At 70.3% G+C, this 20,780-nt stretch carries 22 protein-coding genes; 10 read left to right on the top strand and 12 right to left on the bottom strand.

Annotated features, from left to right (window positions below):
- Positions 1–7: 7 nt before the first annotated feature.
- Entirely contained in the window at positions 8–646 is a 639-nt protein-coding gene (locus ACWEVS_RS03465; protein ID WP_354905742.1) for a DUF1707 SHOCT-like domain-containing protein, read from the bottom strand.
- 75 nt (positions 647–721) lie between these two features.
- Here ACWEVS_RS03465 and ACWEVS_RS03470 point away from each other — a divergent pair, with 75 nt between their 5' ends.
- The gene (locus ACWEVS_RS03470) at positions 722–1,627 is read left to right on the top strand and encodes an ABC transporter ATP-binding protein (protein WP_354905741.1); all 906 of its coding nucleotides are present in this window, start codon (positions 722–724) and stop codon (positions 1,625–1,627) included.
- Positions 1,627–2,388: an ABC transporter permease gene (locus tag ACWEVS_RS03475; RefSeq protein ID WP_354905740.1), complete on the top strand. Its 762-nt coding sequence runs from the start codon at positions 1,627–1,629 to the stop codon at positions 2,386–2,388. The genes ACWEVS_RS03470 and ACWEVS_RS03475 overlap by 1 nt, the downstream gene beginning before the upstream one ends.
- A 168-nt stretch (positions 2,389–2,556) precedes the next feature.
- Here the strand turns inward: ACWEVS_RS03475 and ACWEVS_RS03480 are convergent, their stop codons facing one another.
- Positions 2,557–3,384 carry an aldo/keto reductase gene (locus ACWEVS_RS03480; protein WP_452549720.1) on the bottom strand — a complete coding sequence of 276 codons (828 nt, stop codon included), beginning with the start codon at positions 3,382–3,384 and terminating at the stop codon, positions 2,557–2,559.
- Positions 3,385–3,510: 126 nt separating this feature from the next.
- Between ACWEVS_RS03480 and ACWEVS_RS03485 the strand changes: the two genes are divergently transcribed.
- The gene (locus ACWEVS_RS03485; protein WP_452549722.1) at positions 3,511–4,209 is read left to right on the top strand and encodes a DUF998 domain-containing protein; all 699 of its coding nucleotides are present in this window, start codon (positions 3,511–3,513) and stop codon (positions 4,207–4,209) included.
- 209 nt (positions 4,210–4,418) lie between these two features.
- Here the strand turns inward: ACWEVS_RS03485 and ACWEVS_RS03490 are convergent, their stop codons facing one another.
- Entirely contained in the window at positions 4,419–5,015 is a 597-nt protein-coding gene (locus tag ACWEVS_RS03490) for a TetR/AcrR family transcriptional regulator (protein ID WP_452549724.1), read from the bottom strand.
- 137 nt (positions 5,016–5,152) lie between these two features.
- Between ACWEVS_RS03490 and ACWEVS_RS03495 the strand changes: the two genes are divergently transcribed.
- On the top strand, positions 5,153–6,316 hold the full coding sequence (locus tag ACWEVS_RS03495) for an MFS transporter (protein ID WP_452549726.1): 1,164 nt from the start codon (positions 5,153–5,155) through the stop codon (positions 6,314–6,316).
- A gap of 137 nt (positions 6,317–6,453) precedes the next feature.
- Here the strand turns inward: ACWEVS_RS03495 and iolD are convergent, their stop codons facing one another.
- The 7 genes from iolD to pdxR are packed head-to-tail and all read right to left on the bottom strand — an operon-like array spanning position 6,454 to position 14,028.
- Entirely contained in the window at positions 6,454–8,262 is a 1,809-nt protein-coding gene (gene iolD / locus ACWEVS_RS03500; RefSeq protein ID WP_452549728.1) for a 3D-(3,5/4)-trihydroxycyclohexane-1,2-dione acylhydrolase (decyclizing), read from the bottom strand.
- The gene (iolB, locus tag ACWEVS_RS03505; protein ID WP_452549730.1) at positions 8,262–9,077 is read right to left on the bottom strand and encodes a 5-deoxy-glucuronate isomerase; all 816 of its coding nucleotides are present in this window, start codon (positions 9,075–9,077) and stop codon (positions 8,262–8,264) included. Before iolB ends, iolD begins: the two co-directional genes overlap by 1 nt.
- Entirely contained in the window at positions 9,074–9,937 is an 864-nt protein-coding gene (locus tag ACWEVS_RS03510) for a Cgl0159 family (beta/alpha)8-fold protein (RefSeq protein ID WP_449917902.1), read from the bottom strand. The genes iolB and ACWEVS_RS03510 overlap by 4 nt, the downstream gene beginning before the upstream one ends.
- On the bottom strand, positions 9,930–10,856 hold the full coding sequence (gene iolC / locus ACWEVS_RS03515) for a 5-dehydro-2-deoxygluconokinase (protein ID WP_449917903.1): 927 nt from the start codon (positions 10,854–10,856) through the stop codon (positions 9,930–9,932). The genes ACWEVS_RS03510 and iolC overlap by 8 nt, the downstream gene beginning before the upstream one ends.
- On the bottom strand, positions 10,853–11,704 hold the full coding sequence (locus tag ACWEVS_RS03520; RefSeq protein WP_452549733.1) for a TIM barrel protein: 852 nt from the start codon (positions 11,702–11,704) through the stop codon (positions 10,853–10,855). Before ACWEVS_RS03520 ends, iolC begins: the two co-directional genes overlap by 4 nt.
- Positions 11,701–12,639, bottom strand: a complete 939-nt coding sequence (locus ACWEVS_RS03525) for a Gfo/Idh/MocA family protein (protein ID WP_452549735.1) — start codon at positions 12,637–12,639, stop codon at positions 11,701–11,703. The genes ACWEVS_RS03520 and ACWEVS_RS03525 overlap by 4 nt, the downstream gene beginning before the upstream one ends.
- A 42-nt stretch (positions 12,640–12,681) precedes the next feature.
- The gene (pdxR, locus tag ACWEVS_RS03530) at positions 12,682–14,028 is read right to left on the bottom strand and encodes a MocR-like pyridoxine biosynthesis transcription factor PdxR (RefSeq protein ID WP_452549736.1); all 1,347 of its coding nucleotides are present in this window, start codon (positions 14,026–14,028) and stop codon (positions 12,682–12,684) included.
- A 67-nt stretch (positions 14,029–14,095) separates the two neighbouring features.
- Here pdxR and ACWEVS_RS03535 point away from each other — a divergent pair, with 67 nt between their 5' ends.
- The 6 genes from ACWEVS_RS03535 to ACWEVS_RS03560 all read left to right on the top strand — a co-directional run bounded on the left by ACWEVS_RS03535 (position 14,096) and on the right by ACWEVS_RS03560 (position 19,500).
- A complete protein-coding gene (locus tag ACWEVS_RS03535; protein WP_452549739.1) occupies positions 14,096–14,983 on the top strand; it encodes a DMT family transporter in 888 nt (295 codons plus the stop codon).
- A gap of 252 nt (positions 14,984–15,235) precedes the next feature.
- Complete coding sequence (locus ACWEVS_RS03540) at positions 15,236–16,909, top strand: fumarate hydratase (protein ID WP_449917915.1); 1,674 nt, start codon at positions 15,236–15,238, stop codon at positions 16,907–16,909.
- A 276-nt stretch (positions 16,910–17,185) separates the two neighbouring features.
- Positions 17,186–17,383 (top strand): hypothetical protein, encoded by a 198-nt coding sequence (locus tag ACWEVS_RS03545; RefSeq protein ID WP_449917917.1) that lies wholly within the window; start codon positions 17,186–17,188, stop codon positions 17,381–17,383.
- The gene (locus tag ACWEVS_RS03550; protein WP_449917920.1) at positions 17,370–17,891 is read left to right on the top strand and encodes a DUF6879 family protein; all 522 of its coding nucleotides are present in this window, start codon (positions 17,370–17,372) and stop codon (positions 17,889–17,891) included. Before ACWEVS_RS03545 ends, ACWEVS_RS03550 begins: the two co-directional genes overlap by 14 nt.
- The gene (locus ACWEVS_RS03555; RefSeq protein ID WP_452549898.1) at positions 17,888–18,718 is read left to right on the top strand and encodes a helix-turn-helix domain-containing protein; all 831 of its coding nucleotides are present in this window, start codon (positions 17,888–17,890) and stop codon (positions 18,716–18,718) included. The genes ACWEVS_RS03550 and ACWEVS_RS03555 overlap by 4 nt, the downstream gene beginning before the upstream one ends.
- A 566-nt stretch (positions 18,719–19,284) precedes the next feature.
- Positions 19,285–19,500 carry a DUF397 domain-containing protein gene (locus ACWEVS_RS03560; RefSeq protein ID WP_449917922.1) on the top strand — a complete coding sequence of 72 codons (216 nt, stop codon included), beginning with the start codon at positions 19,285–19,287 and terminating at the stop codon, positions 19,498–19,500.
- Positions 19,501–19,644: 144 nt separating this feature from the next.
- Here ACWEVS_RS03560 and ACWEVS_RS03565 read toward each other — a convergent pair whose 3' ends face one another.
- Together ACWEVS_RS03565 and ACWEVS_RS03570 are read right to left on the bottom strand one after the other, a co-directional pair.
- Positions 19,645–20,004 (bottom strand): hypothetical protein, encoded by a 360-nt coding sequence (locus ACWEVS_RS03565; RefSeq protein ID WP_449917925.1) that lies wholly within the window; start codon positions 20,002–20,004, stop codon positions 19,645–19,647.
- A gap of 261 nt (positions 20,005–20,265) precedes the next feature.
- Positions 20,266–20,454 (bottom strand): DUF5999 family protein, encoded by a 189-nt coding sequence (locus ACWEVS_RS03570; protein ID WP_354905977.1) that lies wholly within the window; start codon positions 20,452–20,454, stop codon positions 20,266–20,268.
- Between the last annotated feature and the right edge of the window lie 326 nt (positions 20,455–20,780).

A 20,780-nucleotide genomic window follows, 5' to 3' on the forward strand; every position in this document is an offset into this window, starting at 1 on the left:
GCGTGCCTCAGCGGCGGCGCTTGCGCTTGGGTGGCTCCTTGACCTTGACTTCCCCCAGGAAGTTGGACGTGCGCACCTCGATCACCGGGCAGTCGGGGTCGGCCTGCTCGCGCGTCAGCCGTACCGTCTTGTCCTTCGTCACCCGGATGACCTCGACGCCCTCGGGGACGTGGATCTCCAGCCCGCCGAACATCAGCGTCGCGTTGATGACCACCCGCCGGTTCTGCATGATCGCGTCGCGCAGGTCGAGCTTGGTCGTCCCGAACATCGCCGTCACGGGCAGCTCGGCGGGCACCACCCACCGCCCTTCGCGCTGCTCCTGCTTGAAGATCGCCGAGACCGGCCGCCCGTCCAGCCTGAACGGCTGCTCGGCGTCGGGCAGCAGATCAGCGGTCAGCGCGGCGAGCTCGCCCAGCGTGCGCGCATTGTAGAGCGCGGTCAGCCGTTCCTCGAACTCGTCCATGCCGAGCCGCCCGTCGGCGACCGCCTCGTTCAGCACCTGCGCCACCCGGTCGCGATCGTCGTCGGAGGCGCGGAGCTCGTGCGGTCGCGGTCCTTCGGTCGATTTCGGCCGCCGGGCCGAGACGAACTCCTCGGCCAGCCGCTCACCGACCTCCTGCAGGCGGGGAAGCCAACGCTCGTTCACACTTCGACGATAGCCCTCCGGAACGGTGTCGCGGTCCCCCGGATTCTGTCGGTGGCGTTGCTTATCGTGGCGTTCATGCACGCGATCGTGTTGCGCGGGGTGACCAAGCGCTATCCCGAGGTCACCGCTGTCGACGGGCTCGATCTGGAGGTGCCCGAGGGCATCTGCCTGGGCCTGCTGGGTCCCAACGGGGCGGGCAAGTCCACCACGATGCGCCTGCTCACCGCGCAGTCGCTGGCCGACGAGGGCGAGATCCACGTGCTCGGCCTGCGCCTGCCGGAGGAGTCCAAGCGGGCGCGGGCGCTCATGGGTGTCGTGCCGCAGCTCGACAACCTCGACGAGGAGCTCACGGCCAGGGAGAACCTGGAGGTTTTCGCCCATCTCTACCGCGTCCCCCGCCCGCGACGCCGCGCGGCCGTCGATCGGGCGCTGGAGATCGCCCAGCTCACCGACAGGGCCGCCACCCGCACGGTCAACCTGTCCGGCGGCATGCGCAGGCGGCTGCTCATCGCGCGCGGCCTGGTCCACCAGCCCAGGCTGGTCCTGCTCGACGAGCCGACCGTGGGCCTCGATCCGCAGGTGCGCCAGGAGCTGTGGTCGTTGATCGTACGGCTGCGCGACGAGGGCGTCACGACGCTGATGTCCACCCACTACATCGAGGAGGCCGAGCGCCTGGCCGACGACTGCGCGCTGATGTCGCACGGCCGCGTCGTGGCCAGGGGCTCGCCCGAGGAGCTGATCAAGGAGCACGCCGGCGCCGAGGTCGCCGAGCACCACGCCTCGCCGCCGCGCCAGGCCGAGATCGCCGCGCTGGCCGCCGCGGCGGGCGTCCCGACCAGGAGGACGGGCCCGTCCATCTCGGTGCTGAAGGCCGACCAGCTGCCCCGCTCGCTGGAGGCGGAGCTGGGCGTGCCCACCGTCAGGCGTCCCGCCAATCTGGAGGACGTCTTCGTCGTGCTGACCGGGGAGGCGGTCGAGTGATGATGGAGTTCGCCCCCGTGCGGGCCGTCTGGCGGCGCGAGCTGGCCCTCTACCGGCGCTACTGGGCCTCGACCTCGTTCGCCGCCATGACCGAGCCGACCATCTACCTCCTGGCCTTCGGCTACGGCTTCGGCTCGGTGGTCGGCGCCCTCTACGGCTACGACTACCGCTACTTCGTCGCGACCGGCGTCGTGGCGACGGCGGTGCTGTTCATCGGCGCCTTCGGCGGCATGTTCAACACCTTCATCCGCCGCACGTTCCAGCACACCTACGACGCGATGCTGGCGGCGCCGGTCGACGTCAAGGAGCTGGTGACGGCGGAGGCCTCGTGGCTGGCCGCCAAGGCGGGCGTGTACGGCTGCGCGCCCCTGCTGGTCGGCATCGCCTTCGGCCTCGAACCGAGCTGGGGCATGCTGCTCGTGCCGTTCATCGGGTTCCTGACCGGGCTGCTGTTCGCGCTGTTCGGGGTGTGGGTGTCGGCGATCGTCCCGTCGATCAACACCTTCGACTACGTCATCACCGGTGCGCTGACGCCGATGTTCATGGTGGCGGGCACGTTCTTCCCGGTGACCCAGCTGCCGGGCTGGGTGGCGACGGCGGCCCAGCTCAACCCGCTCTACCACTGTGTCGAGCTGGTGCGCGGGGCGGTGTTCGGCCGGCTAGGGGTGGACGATCTCGGGCATACGGCGGTGCTCGTGGCCTACGCCGCGCTCATGTGGTCGCTGGCGGTGTGGAAGATGCGCGCCCGCCTGATCGACTGACCCCGCCGGTCCTGGCCGGCCGCCCCGGGGATCAGACGGGGGTGACCGTACCCGGGGTCAGACGAGGGTGGCCGCCAGACGAGGGTGACCGTACCCGGGGTCGGACAAGGGTGGCCGCCAGACGAGCCCGGCCGTACCCGGGTCAGACTAGGGTGACCGTACCCAGGGTCAGACGAGGGTGGAGAGCCGGTCGTACTGGGCGTCGGTCAGGGACACCCGCAGCGCGCCGACGTTCTCCTCCAGGTGGGCCGGCGACGACGTGCCGGGGATCGGCACCATCGTCGGCGAGCGGCGCAGCAGCCACGCCAGTGCCACCTGGGCGGGCGTCGCCCCGGCCTCCGCCGCCACCGTCGCCAGCGGGCTGTCGCGGCGGGCGTGGTCGCCGGTGGCGATCGGGAAGAACGGCACGAACGCGATGCCTTCCTTCTCCGCGTAGTCGACCACGTCCTCGTGCTCGCGCGTGGCCAGGTTGTACATGTTCTGGACGGCCGCGACGGGCGCGATCGCGGACGCCTCGACGAGCTGGCCGACGCTCACCTCCGAGAGGCCGATGTGCCGGATCTTGCCCTCCTGCCGCAGTTCCGCCAGCGCCCCGATCTGGTCGGCCAGCGGCACCTGCGGGTCCACCCGGTGCAGGTAGAACAGGTCGATGCGGTCGCGGCGCAACCGGCGCAGGCTCAGCTCGGCCTGCTGCTTGAGGTGTTCGGGCCTGCCGAGCGGCACCCACGCCTCAGGGGAGGGCCTGGTCACCCCGGCCTTCGTGGCGATCACCAGGTCGTCGGCATACGGGTGCAGGGCCTCGGCGATCAGCTCCTCGTTGGCGCCCAGGGAGTAGGCGTCGGAGGTGTCGACGAAGTTCACACCAAGCTCGACCGCGCGCCTGAGCACGGCCAGGGCATTCGCACGGTCGGCCGGACCGTGCCAGATCGCCGCATCCGCCAGCCGCATCGCGCCGAAACCGATGCGGGTCACGTCAAGGTCGCCACCGATGTTCATGGTCTCTCCTTCAGAAGTGCTTGAACGCTCATGAATGTAGCCCAGAGTTTCTTGAGAGTTCAAGGACTGGGAATCGATCTACCCTTCCGTCCGTTACACCGGCACCACCCAGGGAAAGGAGCGGTCGTGGAGGGACCCGCGCGGGCAGGGCTTGCCGCGGTGACGGCGGGCGCCGTCGTCATCGTCGGACTGGACGTCGCCTACCTCGGCGAGATCAACCCGCTCCGGCGGACGATCAGCGAGCACGGCCTCGGCGACCAGGCCTGGGTGTTCGGGCTCGGGGTGGCACTGCTGGCCCTCGGTTCCCTGGCGATCGGGATCACGCTGCTGCGCCGGAGGCTGGCGGGAGGGCCGGGTCTCGTCGCGCTCCTCGGCTGGAGCCTCGGACTGCTGGTGGTCGCATGGTTCCCGAAGCACGACTGGTCGGTCGGACCGAGCCTGAGCGGCAGCATCCATCGGGTCGGCAGCCTGGTCGCGTTCCTGTGCCTGCCGGTGGCGGCGATGCTGATCGCGCGGACGTGGCGGCGGCATCCGCGGGCGGCGCTGGCGGCGTTCGTGCTGGGCGGCGCCTCGCTGGTGTGGGTGGCGGGCATCGTCACGATGATCGCGATCGGTAACAGCTCGGGCCTCGCGTGGTGGCAGGTGATGCCGCTCGGGCTGGTCGAGCGCGGGCTGGCGGCCACCGAGGTGGGCGCGCTGGTCGCGCTGGGCGTGTGGGCGGCCACCAGGGCGGTGGCGAACGGCCCCGCCACCGCCGCGCCGCACGGCCCCGCGTCCCACCCCGGCGGCGACACCACCACCCAGCCGACAAGGGTCCCCCGGTAACCGGACCGGCCGCCGCGGGTACCCCTGACAATCCGAACCCGGCCGACACAGGCGCGACGCTAATCCGAACGCGGCCGACACAGGCCGCCGGCAATCTGGACCCGGCCGACACGGGTGCGCCGGCAATCCGGACCCGGCCGACACGGGTGCCGGTTACCGGGCCCGGCCGTACCGCCCGATCCGCTACGGCAGGCCGGGAGAGGCCGAGGTCACCGGGCCTTCAGCCGGTCGATCACGTCCTCGACGTATCCCCGGAAGATCGTCGCCATGTCGACCTGGTCGGGGTCGATCAGCCACTGCGTCTGCAGGCCGTCCATCATGGCGATCACGCGGTCGGCGTGGGCCTCCGCGTCGAGGTCGGCGCGGAACTCGCCGCTGTCGACCGCGCGGCGCAGCGAGTCGGCCAGCGACTGCCGCAGCCGCCGGTACCGGTCGCGGGCCCAGGTGTGCCCCGGGTGGTCGGCCGTGACCGCCTCCCCGCTGATCACCGAGAACAGCTGGACCAGGCCGGGCACCCTGGAGTTGTAGTCGACCAGGTCGGCCAGCGCCCGCAGCGCCGCCGCCCCGCTCGCCTCCCCGAGGTCGAACCTGCGCGTATCGACCTCGTCGCGATACTCCAGAACGGCGACGAGCAGCAGTTCCTTGCTCTTGAAGTGGTGGAGCAGTCCGGCCTGGGTGAGTTCGGCCCGCTCGGCGATCCTGGCGAGCGAGGCCCCGCGATAGCCGTACTCGGCGAACTCCTGGAGGGCGAGGGCGAGGATGCGCTCGCGCCGCGCCTCGCCTGCGGCATATCCCCGTCGACGCACCCGGACACCCTAACAGGATCACGAAACAGTCAAAAACCTACTGACTACTTGGTATTGCCGGCAGGCTCTAGCGCGGAGGGCCGACAGAGGACTAACCTGACGCAGCCTCATGTTTCCCCCCGAACAGGGAGGTATCGGTGCGTCACCGCCAGGCCAGAACGGCCACCTTCGCGGTCTTCGCCGTCCAGGGTCTCAGCTTCGCGACGCTCCTGACCCAGGTCGCCACCTTGCAGGACAAGCACGGCCTCAGCGAGGGCGACCTGACCCTCCTGCTGCTCGTGGTACCGGTGCTGGCGGGGGTGGGCAGCGTCGCGGCGGGCGCCCTCGCCGCCCGCAGGGGAAGCAGGTGGCTGCTGCGGCTGTCCCAGCCCGCCGTCGCCGTGTCCGTGGTGGCCGCCGGGCTCGCCGCCGAGATCCCGCACCTGCTCGCCGCGCTCGCGCTGTTCGGGCTGGCGGTGGGCGCGGTCGACGCGGGCATGAACATGCAGGGCGTGGCCGTCGAGCGCCTCTACGGCCGGGCGGTACTGAACGGCTTCCACGCGGCGTGGAGCGCGTCGAGCCTGGCCGGGGCGCTGTGGGTGGCGCTGGCCAACGGGCTCGGCCTCACCCTGCCCGTGATGATGGCCATCCCGATGGCGGTCGCCGTCGTGGGCTCCCTCCTCGCCGCGCCCCGCCTGTGCACGATCGCGGAAGAGAAGGCCCCGGCGCAGGCCAAGGGCGGCGCGCCGGGCGGGGTCCGGTGGGGGCCGATCCTGCCGCTGTGCCTCGCGATGGGCTTCCTGTACGTCGGGGACGCCGCCGTCTCCAACTTCCATGGCGTGTTCATGGAGAACATCCTGGCCGCGAGCGCGAGCGTGGCGCCCCTGGCATACGGGGCCTACCAGGGGGCCACCCTCCTCGTCCGGCTCGGCGGCGACCTCACCGTGCGACGGTACGGCCCGGCGGCCATCGTGCGCATCGGCGGTGCGATCGCGACGATCGGGTTCGCCGGAGTGGTGTTCGCCCCCTCCCAGCCGCTGGCGATCGTGGCGTTCGGGCTGACGGGGATGGGGCTGGCGGTGGTGGCGCCGCAGTCGTTCTCCGCGGCCGGGCGGCTGGACCCGGCGGGCACCGGGGTGGCGATCGCGCGGGTCAACCTGTTCAACTACGTCGGGTTCATCGTGGGAGCGGCGCTGGTGGGCGGGATCGCCGACTCCTCGGACATGCGGGTGGCGTTCGGGGCGCCGCTGGTGCTGGCGGGGGCGATCGTGGTGCTGGCCCGGGGCTTCGAGCCGCGCGTCACCGCCCAGCCGGTGGCCTGACGGGATGCGGACAGCGCGTACCAGCCAGACCATCCGGTGGCCTGACGGGACGCGGACAGCGTGTGCCGGCCAGACCATGAGGGCGGTGTCGGCCTTTCGACCTGGACCCGGTCGGGGCGGGGAGGGAAAGGGCTCGGCTACAGGTAGGGGTGCTGGGTGCGTTTGGCTTCCCGGTACCGGTCGTAGATCTCGCCCGGCTCCTGGGCGACCGGCACGTCCCACCACGCCCCCGACGGCGGCGCCGACGCGCCCGGCAGCGTCTCCACGTACACCACCGTCGTCCTGGCCGCCTCCCGCGCCTTGGCCAGCGCCGACCGCAGCGACTCCCGGTCGTCGGCCCTGAGCACGTCGGCGCCCAGGCTGGCCGCGTTGGCCGCCAGGTCGACCGGCAGGTAGGCCCCGTCGAGCTGCCCGGAGGGGCCGCGCATGCGGTAGGCGGTGCCCAGCCGCCGCGCCCCGACGGACTCCGACAGGTTGCCGATGGAGGCGAAGCCGTGGTTGTCCACCAGGACGATGACCAGCTTCACCTCCTCCTGGATCGCGGTGGCGATCTCCTGCGCCATCATCAGGTACGACCCGTCGCCGACCAGCACGAACACCTCGCGCGCCGGCGCGGCGAGCTTCACGCCGAGCCCGCCGGCGATCTCGTATCCCATGCAGGAGTAGCCGTACTCGACGTGGTACCCCTTCGGGTCGCGGGGCCGCCACAGCCGGTGGAGGTCGCCGGGCATCGAGCCGGCCGCGTTCACCACCACGTCGGTCGGCTGCATCGCCGACCACAGGTCTTCCAGCACCGCCTCCTGGGTGAGGGAGTCGCCGGCGCGGACGGAGGACCACCAGGACGCGGCCAGGGCGCTCGCCTGCGCGGTCCACTCGGGAGCGGCGCGCCAGCCGTCGGCCGCCAGCGCTTCGAGGGCGGAGCGGGCGTCGGCGACGAGCATGGTCGCGGCGTTCTTGGCCGCGTCGAAGGCCGTCACGTTGATGTTGAGGAAGCGCGCCCCGCCGAACAGCGTGCGGGAGGCCGTGGTGAAGTCGCTGTACCTGGTGCCGATGCCGATGACGAGGTCGGCGGTGCGGGCCAGCTCGTTGGCGGCGGCCGTACCCGTGTGTCCGATGGCGCCGACGGCCAGGGGCGAGTCCCACGCCATCGCGCCCTTGCCTGCCTGTGTCTCGGCGACGGGAACGCCGTGCTCGGCGGCGAAGGCGCGCAGCGCTTCGGTGGCGCCGCTGTAGATCACGCCGCCGCCGGCCACGATGAGCGGCCGGGAGGAGGAGCGCAGCAGCTCGGCCGCGCGGGCCAGCGCCGCGGGCTCGGGGGCGGGGCGGGCCACGTGCCAGACGCGCCGCTCGAAGAGCGCGGCGGGCCAGTCGTAGGCCTCCGCCTGCACGTCCTGGGGGAGCGCGAGGGTGACGGCGCCGGTCTCGGCCGGGTCGGTGAGCACCCGCATGGCCTGCATGAGCGCGGAGGGAAGCTGCTCCGGCCGGTTGATCCTGTCGAAGTAGCGTGAGACGGGCTTGAAGGCGTCGTTGACGCTGACGTCGAGGGAGCGCGGGTCCTCCAGCTCCTGCAGCACCGGGTTGGCCGCCCTGGTGGCGAAGATGTCGCCGGGCAGCAGCAGCACGGGAAGACGGTTGACGGTGGCCAGCGCGGCGCCTGTCACCATGTTCGTCGCGCCGGGACCGATGGAGGAGGTGCAGGCGAAGGTGGACAGCCGGTCACGCATCCGGGCGAACCCGGCGGCCGTGTGGACCATCGCCTGCTCGTTGCGGGCCAGGTAGTACGGCAGCGGCACGTCCTGCGTCGCCAGGGCCTGGCCGATCCCGGCCACGTTGCCGTGCCCGAAGATCCCGAAGCAGCCCTCGACGAGCCGGTGCTCGACGCCGTCGCGCTCGGAGTACTGCTGGGCCAGGAAGCGCACCAGCGCCTGCGCCACGGTGAGTCTCATCAGTTCCTCCCGAACGGGAGCCGGGGGTCGGCCGGCTGCTGTTCCCACGTGCCGCGGATCCAGGCGTGGCGGGGGTCGTCGCAGAAGGCCATCGAGCGTTCCTCGGCCGGGCCCGCCAGCACGTTGAGGTAGTACAGGTCGTAGCCGGGGGCGGCCATCGAGGGGCCGTGGTAGCCGCGCGGCACCAGGACGACGTCGCCCGACGACACCTCGGTGAGCACCTCGTGACCGCCGTAGACGCGCTGGTAGCCGGGCCCGCCCTCGAAGTAGTAGATCTCCTCCAGCACCGCCTCGCGCTCGGAGGCGGTGTCGTGCTTGTGCGGCGGGTAGGACGACCAGTTGCCCTCGGGTGTGAGCACCTCGACGGAGACGAGCTTGTCGCATTCGAAGGCGTCGGGCGCGCAGAAGTTGTTGACCTGCCGGGAGGCGTGTCCCGCGCCGCGGATCTCGACGGGGACCTTCTCGGCGGGGCCGTACCGGACGGGGAAGCGCCGGGTGGCGACCGCGGACGGCAGCGCGAACCGGCCCTCGCCGACGATCCTGACCTCGGCGTTGATGGGCAGGTAGGCGAAGTCGGTGACGGAGGCGAAGACCGAGCGGCGCCCCTGGAGCGCCACCCGCACGCCGTCGGCCTCCACCATGCACGAACCGGACAGCGGCAGTACCAGCATCTCCTCCGAATCCGTCGTGAAGGAGACGGTCTCCCCCGACAGGTTCAGCGTGCGCAGCCCGGAGTAGGTCCACCCGGCGGTGTCCGGGGTGATCTCCAGTGCCCACGGCGAGCGAGCGGTGCTGCCTGCCGGGATGAACGTCATGAGTCCTCCAGCATCGCGACGGCGTTGTCGACGGCGGCGGCCACGTCGTCGTCGGGCGGGTAGAGCAGCGCGCGGCCGACCACGAGCCCCCGCACGCCGGGCAGCTTCAGCGCCTTGCGCCAGGCGGCGTAGGCCAGGTCGGGCGTGTCGCCGGGGTCGCCGCCGAGCAGCAGCGTCGGCAGCGTGGTCGCCTGCATGACGCGCTCCATGTCCTCGACGACGGGGATCTTCAGCCAGGTGCGGGCCGAGGTGGTGCCGAGCGCCTGGCCGACGTTGATCGCCCTGATGACGCCCTCGGGGGTCAGGTCGTGCCCCGAGCGCCGCGACCAGAACGGCTCGACCATGGCGACCAGCCCCTCCCCAGCCAGCTCGCTCACCGCCTGCGAGCAGGCCGCCAGTGTGGCCGCGGTGTCCTGCTCGTCGACGGCGATCCTGCACAGCATCTTGCCGCCGTCGAGCCGCATGCGCACGATCGCGGCCGTGTCGTAGGCCGTGAATCTGTCGTCGAACTCGAACACCGCGCCCTGGATGCCGCCGCGGTTCATCGAACCGATGACCACCTTGTCGTCGAGTTCGCCGAGCAGCAGCAGGTCCTCGACGATGTCGGGGGTGGCGAGCAGGCCGTCCACGCCGGGTCTGGCCAGCGCGGTGCGCAGCCGGTCGAGCAGCTCGATCCGGCTGCCCATGGCCAGCGGCCTGCCGCCGACGCCGAGCGCTCCGCGCGCGGGATGGTCGGCCGCGATGATCATGAGCTGGTCGCGCTCGCCGAGCAGCGGCCTGCGCCTGCGGACGGCCGCCGCCTGCGCCACCCGCTCGGGATGGCGGGCCCTGATCTCCCTGATCCGCCGGTAGTCACCCATGCGCGAGCACCTCCTCGACGGTGGGCATGGCGGGGGCGCAGGCCAGCCGTCCCGCCACGATCGCGCCCGCCGTGTTGGCGAAGCGCAGCGTGCGTTCCAGCGGCCAGCCCTCCAGCAGGCCGTGGCAGAGGGCGCCGCCGAACGCGTCGCCCGCGCCGAGGCCGTTGACGACCTCGACCTCGACGGGCGGGACCTCGACGCGCTCGGCGGCGGTCATGCCGATCACGCCCTCGCTCCCCCGTTTGATCACCGCCAGTTCGACGCCGGCCTCCAGCAGGATCCGGCCCGCCTTGTCGGGGTCGCGGGTGCCGGTGGCCACCTCGACCTCGTCCACGTTGCCCACGGCCACGGTGACGTGGGCGAGGGCCCGGCGGACCTGAGGCATGGCGTCCTGGGCCGAGGCCCAGAACATCGGCCGGTAGTCCAGGTCGAGCACGGTGTGGACGGCGCGCCCGCGCGCCCGCCACGCGGCGAAGTGGGCGGCGCGGGAGGGCTCCTCCGACAGCCCCGTGACCGTCGACCAGAACAACCTGGCCGTCCGCACCGCGTCGAGCGGCAGCTCCTCCGGGCGTATCACCAGGTCGGGAGCCTTGGGGTAGCGGTAGAAGTACAGCGGGAAGTCCTCGGGCGGCCGGATCTCGCAGAACGTCACGGGCGTCGGCAGCCCTTCCACCTCCGTCACGAACGAGTCGTCCACGCCGTAGGAGCGCAGCGCGTCGTGGATGAAGGCGCCGAACGGGTCGGCACCCGTCCTGGTGATCACCGCGGCCCGCTCGCCGAGCCTGGCGGCGGCCACGGCGACGTTGGTCGGCGATCCGCCGAGGTACTTGCCGAACGTCTCGACCTCGCGCAACGACACCCCGACCTGAAGGGGGTAGACGTCGACCCCGACCCGTCCCATCGTCAGGACGTCGATCATGCGAGGCCGCCCAGGTAGGCGATGCTCTGCCGGACCCCGTCGCGCGGGTCGTCGCGGTCGCCCGTGAGCACCACGTCCTGCTCCATGACGTACCAGCCGGCGTAGCCGCTCGTCTCCAGCGCCGCCACGATGCCCGCGATGTCGACGTCCCCCTGGCCGAGCGGGCGGTAGATCCCGATCCGCACCGCCTGCGTGTAGGTGAGGGTGCCGTCGCTGACCTGCTCGGCGAGGCCGGCGTCGACGTCCTTCAGATGCACGTGCGCGATCCGCCCCGGGTCGCGACGGACCAGTTCGAGCGGATCGGTGCCGCCGATCAGCAGGTGCCCGGTGTCCAGGCACAGCGGTACGGCGGAGCCGTCCACCACCCTGTCGACCTCCTCGCGCGTCTCGACCATGGTGCCCACGTGCGGGTGCAGGGTGACCGGGCGGTCGAACGCGCGCGCCTCGGCGGTGATGCGGTCCAGGTTCTCCAGCAGCGTCTTCCATCCGGCGGCGTCGAGGTCGGGGCGCTGGTCGTAGCCGCTGCCCCCGCTGTCGGCGGCCAGCACCATGACGTCGACGCCGCCCTCGGCGAAGTCGCGCATCCTGGCCCGCAGGCCCGGAACCGGATCGTGCTCCGGGTCGTGCAGGACGACCGGCAGGAACCCGCCGGCGGCGTGCAGGCCGTACTCCTCCAGCAGCGCCTTGCGGTGCGTGGGCGAGGGCGGCAGGAAGCCGTCGGGGCCGAGCTCGGTGGCGGTCAGGCCGAGCTCGCGCATCTCGGTGAGCACCCGCTCGCGGTCCAGCTGGTGCCCCCAGCCGGGTACCTCGCACACACCCCACGAGATCGGCGCTCCGGCGATCCTCATCTCCTGACCTCCTCGACGGCGACGACGCGGCCTTCCCTGCGCGACTTCTCGGCGGCCTCCGCGATGTACAGCGCCGCGAGCGCGTCCTCGATGGAGCACGGGCTCGTGTCGCTGGTGAGGAAGCCGTCGATCTCCGCCACGTAGGCCGCGCGGAAGCGGGTGACGAAGTCGGGCCATGGCTCGCCGGGCGGCTGCAGGCCCTCCGCGCTGGTCAGCGGGGCACGCGGGTCCAAGCCGACGACCTGCGTGCGGCGGGTGCCGGCCAGCTCCATCCGCACGTCGTAGCCCGCTCCGTTGTACCGGGAGCCCTGGAGGGTGACCAGGGTGCCGTCGTCCAGCGTGAGCAGGGCCGCGCTGGTGTCCACGTCGCCCGCCTCCCTGAAGAATTCGGCACCCCTGTTGGCGCCGGTGGCGTACACGGTGGCCACCTCCCGGCCCGTCACCCAGCGCAGGATGTCGAAGTCGTGGATGTGGCAGTCCCTGTAGATGCCCCCTGACATGGGGATGTACTCGGCGGGCGGAGGCGCGGGATCGGCGGTCAGCAGGTGGACCCTGTGCAGGTCGCCGAGTTCTCCCGCGCGCAGCGCGGTGGCGGCCGCGACGTAGCCGGGGTCGAACCGACGCTGGAAGCCGATCTGGACCCTGTTGCCCTCCGCGGCCGCCAACACCTTCAGCGTCTCCTCGACCGTGGGAGCGACCGGCTTCTCGCAGAAGACCGGGATCCCGAGGCGGCAGGCCTTGATCAGCAGATCGGCGTGAGTACTGGTGGGCGTGGCGATGACCAGCGCGTCCGCCTCGAACGGGTCGCCCTCCCTACCGTAGGGAGAGCTGCGCACCGGATCCCACACGATCAGGTCGTCCACCAGCGGGTGCGCGGTCAGGGTCGCGGCGTGGAATGCCCCGATTCTTCCTAAACCGAGCAGACCGACACGCATGACGCCTCCCAGGAGTCGGGTATCGGATCCCTTTCTAACCTTCTATCCCTTTCTTTGTCCAGACATTCTTACCTTTACTCGTCGTACCACGTCAGCGGCGTGATGAACGGGCAGGCGGGCGAAGCCGATGACGATCGCGGGCGACCCTCCGGCGAAGCGCATCGGCCCGACGGGCTCGGCGGACAGCCCCTCCGCCTCGGCCGCGGCCACCACCTCCCGCTCGTCCCAGTGCTCGGGCAGGCCGACGAAGACGTGCAACCCCGCCTCGATGCCGCCGACGCTCACCTCGGGCAGGTGCTCGGCCAGCGCCCTGGCCAGGGCGTCACGCCGCTTCCTGTACTCCCTGCGCATCCGGCGCAGGTTGCGGTCGTAGCCGCCCGACCGCAGGAAGTGGGCCAGGGCGTACTGCTCGACGACGGGAGAGCCGAGGTCGAACTCGGCCCTGGCCCGCCGTACGGCGTCGGCCAGGTCCAGGGGGGCGGCGATCCAGCCCAGCCGCAGCCCCGGAGCCAGCGACTTGCTGACGCTGCCCGACAGGATCACCCGGTCGGGCGCGAGGCCCTGCAGGCAGCCCACGGGGTCGCGGTCGAACCTGAACTCGGCGTCGTAGTCGTCCTCCAGCACCATGCCGCCCCACTCCATCAGCGCGGCCCTGCGCGCGGGCGAGAGCACGACGCCCGTCGGGTACTGGTGCGCGGGCGTCACCAGGACGGCCGCCACCCCGTCCAGGGCGGTGACGTCGAGGCCCTCGGCGTCGACCGGGATCGGCACCAGCTCGGAGCCCGACCTCCTGAGCAGCGGCACCTGGCGGTGGCTCGTCGGGTCCTCGACGCCGAGCCTGGGGCCGTTCAGCACGTGCAGGATCAGGCTCAGCCCCTGGGCCACCCCGCCGACGATCACCAGGTTGTCGGCGGTGACGTCGGCGGCGCGCACCCGCTTGAGGTAGGAGGCCAGCTCCTCGCGCAGCTCGATGACGCCGCCGGGATCGCAGTAGTCGAAGGCGTCGCCGGGCACCGTGGTCAGCACGTGCTTGACCGCGGCCAGCCAGCGTTCGCGGGGGAAGGCGCTCAGGTCGGGCGAGGTCGGCCGGTGCCCGTAGTAGGGGGCGCGCTCCCGCACGGCGACCGGCTCCGGATCCCTGCGGGCGGTCGCGGCGACCACGGTGCCCGCGCCGACCCTGGCCAGCAGGAAGCCCTCGGCGACGAGCTGCTCGTAGGCCTCGACCACGACGCCTCTCGACAGGCCCAGATCCGCGGCCAGCTCCCTGCTGGCGGGCAGCCGGGTGCCGGGTTCGAGCCGGCCCTGCCGGATGGACTCGCGCAGGTGCCCCGCGATCTGCGCGGAGATCGCCCCCAGATCCCGATTTATCGGTATATGAAGGTCGGCCAATTGGTCCCCGCTTTCACCGCATCATTGGACTGTCTGGGCGAACCATTCGATTCCTAGCATGCCGTACATGAGAAACGGCGTCATCGGAGCAGCCTCCGCCATGTTCCTCGTCGGCACGCTCGCCGCGGTCTCCAGAGTGATCCAGGACTACCCGGTGTACGGCGGGCAGGCCGTCCGCTACCTGGCCGCGGCGGTCATCCTGCTGGCCGTCACGCGCATGGCGGGCCACCGCTTCGTCAAGCTCACCGCGCGGGAGACGCTGCTGCTCATCGGCCTGTCGGTGTTCGGCCTGGTCATCTTCAACGTGTGCGTCATCGAGGCCACCAGGCATGCGGGTCCTGCCCTTCCCGGCACGGTGCTGGGCACCGTGCCGCTCGTCCTGGCACTGGCCGGCGGGCGGCCGGCGCCGCGGCTGCTGGTGGGCGCGGGGGTCGTGGTGGCGGGCGCCACGCTGGCCGCGGGTCTCGGCAGCGGCGACCTGCCAGGGCTGCTGTGGTCCCTGGGCGCGCTCGTGGGGGAGGTCAGCTTCTCCATGCTGGCCATCCCCCTCCTGCCGAAGCTCGGCGCGATGCGCGTCTCGGCCTACTCGACGGCGCTGGCCGTCCCCTTGCTGGCCGTGATCGGGCTGGTCGTGGAGGGCCCCGCCATGCTGCGGACGCCCACCCTCGCCGAGGGGCTCGGCTTCGCCTACCTCGCGGTGGTCGTGACGACGATCGCCTTCTTCCTGTGGTACTCCTCGCTCCCCAAGCTGGGCCCCGGCAGGGCAGGGCTGTTCGCCGGGCTCATCCCGGTCGGCGCGATCGTCACGGGGCTCGCACTCGGCGTCGCGGTGCCGACCGCGCCCGACCTGCTGGGGGCGACGCTGGTCATCGCCGGGATCGTGGTGGGGCTCAGTGGTGGCGCCAGGTACGCCGATGCGGGTGGTGTTCCCCTGCCGGCCACTGGCCGCTCTTGATGCCCGTCAGCACGATGGCGACGACGGCGAGGCCGAGGGCTCCGGCCATGAGGAGCGCAAATCCGAGCACGAAGAAAATGGGCACATCCATGACGTCCTCCTCCCTCAAGCGTTCGGCGGAGCGGCCCCACAAGACACCTCTTTGACCCCATAAATCGGAAAAATCCGTTATGGGATGCCTCTCGTGACCGGTGGTTCTTCCTCGCACGCGCCAAGCCGTACCCTCTAGGAGGACCGAAAGGATCGAGGGACATGCCCGAGTTCGACTACACCGACCTGCTTCCGCTTGGCGCCGACGACACCGAGTATCGGCTGATCACCAGCGAGGGGGTGCGGAAGGTCGAGGCTGCGGGACGCAGCTTCCTGGAGGTCGACCCGGAGGCGTTGCGGCTGCTCACCGAGACCGCCGTCCACGACATCTCGCACTTCCTGCGCGCCGGCCACCTGGCCCAGCTACGGAAGATCATCGACGACCCCGAGTCGAGCGGCAACGACCGGTTCGTCGCGCTCGACCTGCTCAAGAACGCCTCCATCTCCGCCGGCGGCGTGCTGCCCATGTGCCAGGACACCGGCACGGCGATCGTGATGGGCAAGCGCGGCCGCCACGTGCTGACCGACGGCCGCGACGCCGAGGCGATCGCGCGCGGCGTCTACGACGCCTACACCAAGCTCAACCTGCGCTACTCCCAGATGGCTCCGCTCACCATGTGGGAGGAGAAGAACACCGGCACCAACCTGCCGGCCCAGATCGAGCTGTACGCCGAGGACCCCCACGGCCACGCCGACGAGTACAAGCTGCTGTTCATGGCCAAGGGCGGCGGCTCGGCCAACAAGTCGTTCCTCTACCAGGAGACCAAGGCCGTCCTCAACGAGAAGCGCATGCTGGCCTTCCTCGAGGAGAAGATCCGCTCGCTCGGCACCGCGGCGTGCCCGCCGTACCACCTGGCCGTGGTCATCGGCGGCACCAGCGCCGAGTACGCGCTGAAGACCGCCAAGTACGCCAGCGCCCGCTACCTAGACTCGATCCCGACCGAGGGCGCGGCCTCCGGCCACGGCTTCCGCGACCTGGAGATGGAGCAGAAGGTCTTCGAACTGACGCAGAAGCTCGGCATCGGCGCGCAGTTCGGCGGCAAGTACTTCTGCCACGACGTCCGCGTCATCCGCCTGCCACGGCACGGCGCCTCGTGCCCGGTGGCCATCGCCGTCTCCTGCTCGGCCGACCGGCAGGCCCTCGCCAAGATCACGCCCGAGGGCGTCTTCCTGGAGAAGCTGGAGACCGATCCGGCCCGCTTCCTGCCCGAGACGACCGACGAGCACCTGTCCGACGACGTGGTGAAGATCGACCTCAACCGGCCCATGCCGGAGATCCTCGCCGAGCTGACCAGGTACCCGGTCAAGACGCGCCTGTCGCTCACCGGGCCGCTGGTGGTGGCGCGTGACATCGCGCACGCCAAGATCGCCGAGCTGCTCGACGCCGGCGGCGAGATGCCGGCCTACCTGAAGGACCACGCCGTCTACTACGCCGGTCCGGCCAAGACCCCCACGGGCTACGCCTCGGGCTCCTTCGGCCCCACGACCGCCGGCCGCATGGACTCCTACGTCGAGCGTTTCCAGGCCGCGGGCGGGTCCAAGGTCATGCTGGCCAAGGGCAACAGGTCCAAGCAGGTCACCGAGGCGTGCCAGAAGTACGGCGGCTTCTACCTCGGCTCCATCGGCGGCCCCGCCGCCCGCCTGGCGCAGGACTGCATCAAGAAGGTCGAGGTCCTGGAATACCCGGAGCTGGGCATGGAGGCGGTCTGGAAGATCGAGGTCGAGGACTTCCCCGCCTTCATCGTCGTCGACGACAAGGGTGACGACTTCTTTGACCAGCGGCAACTTGACGGCGGAGCCACCTTCATGGGCATCCCCACCCGAAACCGCAGCTAGATGGGCGCTGTCGTTGGATGCTCCTCACTCCAACGGACGAGGGCCTGCGAGTTCAGAGGACTCGTCGTCGTCAGCCGGTCAAGGCGTCTGGACTAACCTCCCACGCCTTGGGGCGCGGCTGAGAGCCGTCCAAGCCTCCGCCCGCGCATCGGGGCGGGGGCTGCCGTCTATCCCCAGTCCCACAGCCGAACGGGGTTTCCTGTTCTCTCAACTCCCGACGCTTGACCCTGCCCGGTGATCCCCGAAGCATGGGATCACAGACACAGAGGGGCGGGCATGAGGCTCACCAAGGTCGGCGGTACCGAGGGCTGTGACGACGGCACCTGCCCTACCGTCTTCCGGAGTGACCGGGGAACGTACGTGATCCAAGGTGCCAGAGTGCTGGACGATCACGGATTAGCGATTCCTGATCACGAAACGATTGTCGAGATCCCCGAAGAACTCCTTCGGAAGGTTGCCCGTGATCTCACCTGAGGAGTTCGGCCAACTCTTCGAGAGCTTCGACCGTGAAGCCTTTCGGCTGGAGACGCTGAACCACTACGACTCAGCGGGAACCCGCATCGGCCTCCCTGCCTTCCTCGCCGGCGAGGAGGAGCCCGAGCAGTTCAGGAACTCTCCGTGGGTAACGACGGTGAGCAACGCCGTACAGGCGGGCAAGCGCATGTACCGGGTGCATGTGGTGACCACTCCGCTTACGGATTACCTCCGGTTCGAGTTCGCGTGGGGCTACCACCGCAACGCCAAGGCGGGGGAAGAGTTCTTCGTCCTGGATCTGGCCGAGCACGACGTGTCCGGACTTCCCGATCACGACTTTTGGATGTTCGACGAACGGACGGTCGTCCGCATGTACTACGACGGCCAGGGAGCATTCACCGGGGCTGAGATCCTGCCCGAAGCGCAGGCTTCGAAGTACATCCAGCACCGGGACCTGGCCCTCAAGCACGCCGAGCCGTTCGCTTCCTTCTGGGAGCGTCACGGCTGAACAAGGAAGACCTTTCGACAGCCCTCCGGGAACTGCGCGAAGCCAGCGGCCTACCCGCCAAGGCAGTTGCCCGGAGTGCCGTCATGTCTCCGTCCAAGCTGAGCAAGATCGAGAACGGGCATCTTGCCCCGTCCCTCACGGACGTAGAACGCATCCTCACGGCCCTTGAGGTCTCCGAAGAGGTCAAGGCCGGATTCATCCAAGCTGCCCGCAGAGCAGCAACAGAGGTGACGGCATGGCGTCTGTACCGGCGTATGGGGTCGCACAAGAAGCAGATGCAGATCCAAGCCGTAGAAGCTCAGACGGCATTCCTGAGGCTCTTTCAGTGCTCTGCCATCCCCGGGCTACTCCAGACGCCGGAGTACGTACGGGCCGTCGTCGGACGACGGAACCTCACGCCCGAGGAGACGACGCGCACCATGGGAGCGCGATTGGAGCGCCAGACCGTTCTGTACGACTCGGGAAGGTCGTTTCACTTCCTGATCACCGAGTCAGTTCTACGGTGGCGCATCCTTCCCCCGGCGATGATGGCCGGGCAGCTGGACAAGCTCGTATCCATCTCGCGCCTGGCCAACGTACGGATAGGCGTCGTGCCGCTGTCGGTCCCCCAGACCGACCTACCGGGTACGTCGTTCTGCATCTTCGACGAGCGGCTGGCGACTGTGGAGACGCCACACGCGGAGATCGTCACGACCGATCCCCGCGACGTCGGAACGTACGTCACCAAGTTCGAGGGCTTCACTCGGGTAGCCGTCCATGACAACGAGATGACGACTCTCGTTGAGCATGTCCGGGGCGAGTTGTTGACAGGACAGGAAAGCCCCTAGGCCGCGCTGTCAGGGCTTTCCTACCGTCGGGGCATGCCCTCCGGACAGACAGCGCTGAGTCACTGCGATCGCCAGGCTCGGTCTGCCAGCTCTGGCATCCCTGCGGAGCCAGAGACGCGCGATCAGACGTGCCGCCGTCGTGGACCTGTGAAGAGTACCGGGAACACATGCTCCGGCTGCGGATCGTCACCCAAATGAACAGGGACGACATCGTGTGCGCCGCCGATGCTCCGGCGCTGCGTCGGCGAGTTGCCGACGTCGAAAGGGTCACACCCCTCCAACTGGCTACCCGCCGGCCCCGCAGGCGGGCGCCCCTCAGGGCGGTGAGCTAGCTCGATGACGCCTGACGAACTCAAGACGAAGTACGGCTCCCGACGGCATGGCCTACTGCCTGTCCTCCTCGCGCGGAACCTGGATAGCCTGACACCCCGGCTGGACGAGCAAGCGGCGCGCGCAAGGCACCGGCCGCCCCCATAGACGCGCGGCCGGCGTCTGGCAGACGCATCCAGCCGCCAGCCGTGCCACCACCTCGGGCCGCCCGGTCCGAGGTGGTGGAAGGCAGGTAGATGGATCTGTATGGGAAGGATCTCGGTTCGCTGAAGTTCCGCCGCCTGTGCGGCGGCAACAACAACGAGGACGGCGAAGGCGAATCCTGCGTGGAGATCGCCCCGATTCCTGGCGCGAGTGACGCGTTCGCCCTGCGCGACAGCAAGCGCCCGGATGCCGGGACGCTCCGGTTCACCAGGTCCGAGCTGGAGGCGTTCCAGAAGGCGACCATCTAGAACGCCACCAGAGACGGCCCCTGCCCGCCTGAATCAGGCAGGGGCCGTCCCCCTTCGACACTACGGGGAACGATGCACTGGCACGCTTACACGTGGCTCGGCAACGGGGCCGACCTGGCTCGTGAGGCTGAACGCCGACCCACCTCACCGGACTTCGTTACTTCTGTCCTGCCGCCGATGCGGACGGGTGAATGGCTGGCCAAACCCGCTGCGCGGATCGCCGAGACGTTCGATGACGCGGTCAAAGCCGTCGAATGGATGTCCCAGACGTACGCTCGGCACCGCGACGCGGGAGACAAGATCCCTTTGGAGTGCCGTGAGGCTCTGGCTGCCGACCTGTTGCCGCGCGGGGTGGATGTCCAATGGGGCTCCTGGCTGTCCGGAGGCCGCTTCATCACGGTCGGCATGGTCTGCTGCCCGAACAGGCACGTGAACCACCCCTGCCCCCGGTGACAGCCGGTAGCCGCCGGCTTCCATGATGGGCCGGTGCTCGGCCTCGAACACCCCTGCCACCTACAGGGGCACGGTGACGGCGTCCACTTGACGGTCGTAGTCGCGAGAGTGCCCTCGCCTGGTCAGCCAGCTCGGTGATGAATCCCAAGCCGGTGGCCGGACACCCTTCGACGGCGTACGGCATGCCGGGCGGTGCCCTCAGGACGGTGGGTGGTGCGCCAGGTGTGAGCGGCGTCGGTGGTGCGCCCTCTCGGACGGGTGACGGCTCACCGCGGTGTGGCCGGTCTCGGACGACCGCACCTGCGGGATGAGTCAGGCGGCGACCAGGCCGCGGTGGGGTGCGATGACGGTGCCGTCGGGGAGCAGCAGGCCGGTGTCCTCGAACAGGACCACACCGTTGCACAGCAGGCTCCATCCCTGGTCGGGGTGGGCTGCGATCACGTGCGAGGCTTCACGGTCGGCTGCGTCGGCGGCCGGGCAAGCGGGTGAGTGACTGCACATCATGTACCTCTCAGATGACTCTCCTGATCCTTCATGTGGTGGGCCTCGTTGCCCTGGTAGGTCCCCGGCGCGCTGGAGATCGTCTCTTTTCTCCCCCAACGCCTCCGGGGTCCCGCCTAGTTCCGGTGAACCCGTCTACTTTCATCATGACGCTCGACGCTGACAGTTTCGACGCGTTTTGCGGTAGTGAGGTTCACGGATTCAGCGTGCGTCAGGGCGCTGACGAACAGCTTGCAATCCGCTGACGCGACCACGATCGAGAGAGTCAAGCCACCTGCACGTGGGCGGGCGGGGCGGCCCCGCCCGCCCCACGCAGGGACCGAACT

Source organism: Nonomuraea sp. NPDC003754 (genome assembly GCF_053605785.1).

Bases quoted from the DNA above. Each gene is read 5' to 3' on its own strand.
- ACWEVS_RS03470 (WP_354905741.1), top strand. From the start codon at position 722: ATGCACGCGATCGTGTTGCGCGGGGTGACCAAGCGCTATCCCGAGGTC.
- ACWEVS_RS03475 (WP_354905740.1), top strand. From the start codon at position 1,627: ATGATGGAGTTCGCCCCCGTGCGGGCCGTCTGGCGGCGCGAGCTGGCC.
- ACWEVS_RS03480 (WP_452549720.1), bottom strand. From the start codon at position 3,384: ATGAACATCGGTGGCGACCTTGACGTGACCCGCATCGGTTTCGGCGCG.
- iolD (WP_452549728.1), bottom strand. From the start codon at position 8,262: ATGAGACTCACCGTGGCGCAGGCGCTGGTGCGCTTCCTGGCCCAGCAG.
- iolB (WP_452549730.1), bottom strand. From the start codon at position 9,077: ATGACGTTCATCCCGGCAGGCAGCACCGCTCGCTCGCCGTGGGCACTG.
- ACWEVS_RS03510 (WP_449917902.1), bottom strand. From the start codon at position 9,937: ATGGGTGACTACCGGCGGATCAGGGAGATCAGGGCCCGCCATCCCGAG.
- iolC (WP_449917903.1), bottom strand. From the start codon at position 10,856: ATGATCGACGTCCTGACGATGGGACGGGTCGGGGTCGACGTCTACCCC.
- ACWEVS_RS03520 (WP_452549733.1), bottom strand. From the start codon at position 11,704: ATGAGGATCGCCGGAGCGCCGATCTCGTGGGGTGTGTGCGAGGTACCC.
- ACWEVS_RS03525 (WP_452549735.1), bottom strand. From the start codon at position 12,639: ATGCGTGTCGGTCTGCTCGGTTTAGGAAGAATCGGGGCATTCCACGCC.
- ACWEVS_RS03535 (WP_452549739.1), top strand. From the start codon at position 14,096: ATGAGAAACGGCGTCATCGGAGCAGCCTCCGCCATGTTCCTCGTCGGC.
- ACWEVS_RS03540 (WP_449917915.1), top strand. From the start codon at position 15,236: ATGCCCGAGTTCGACTACACCGACCTGCTTCCGCTTGGCGCCGACGAC.
- ACWEVS_RS03545 (WP_449917917.1), top strand. From the start codon at position 17,186: ATGAGGCTCACCAAGGTCGGCGGTACCGAGGGCTGTGACGACGGCACC.
- ACWEVS_RS03560 (WP_449917922.1), top strand. From the start codon at position 19,285: ATGGATCTGTATGGGAAGGATCTCGGTTCGCTGAAGTTCCGCCGCCTG.
- ACWEVS_RS03570 (WP_354905977.1), bottom strand. From the start codon at position 20,454: ATGTGCAGTCACTCACCCGCTTGCCCGGCCGCCGACGCAGCCGACCGT.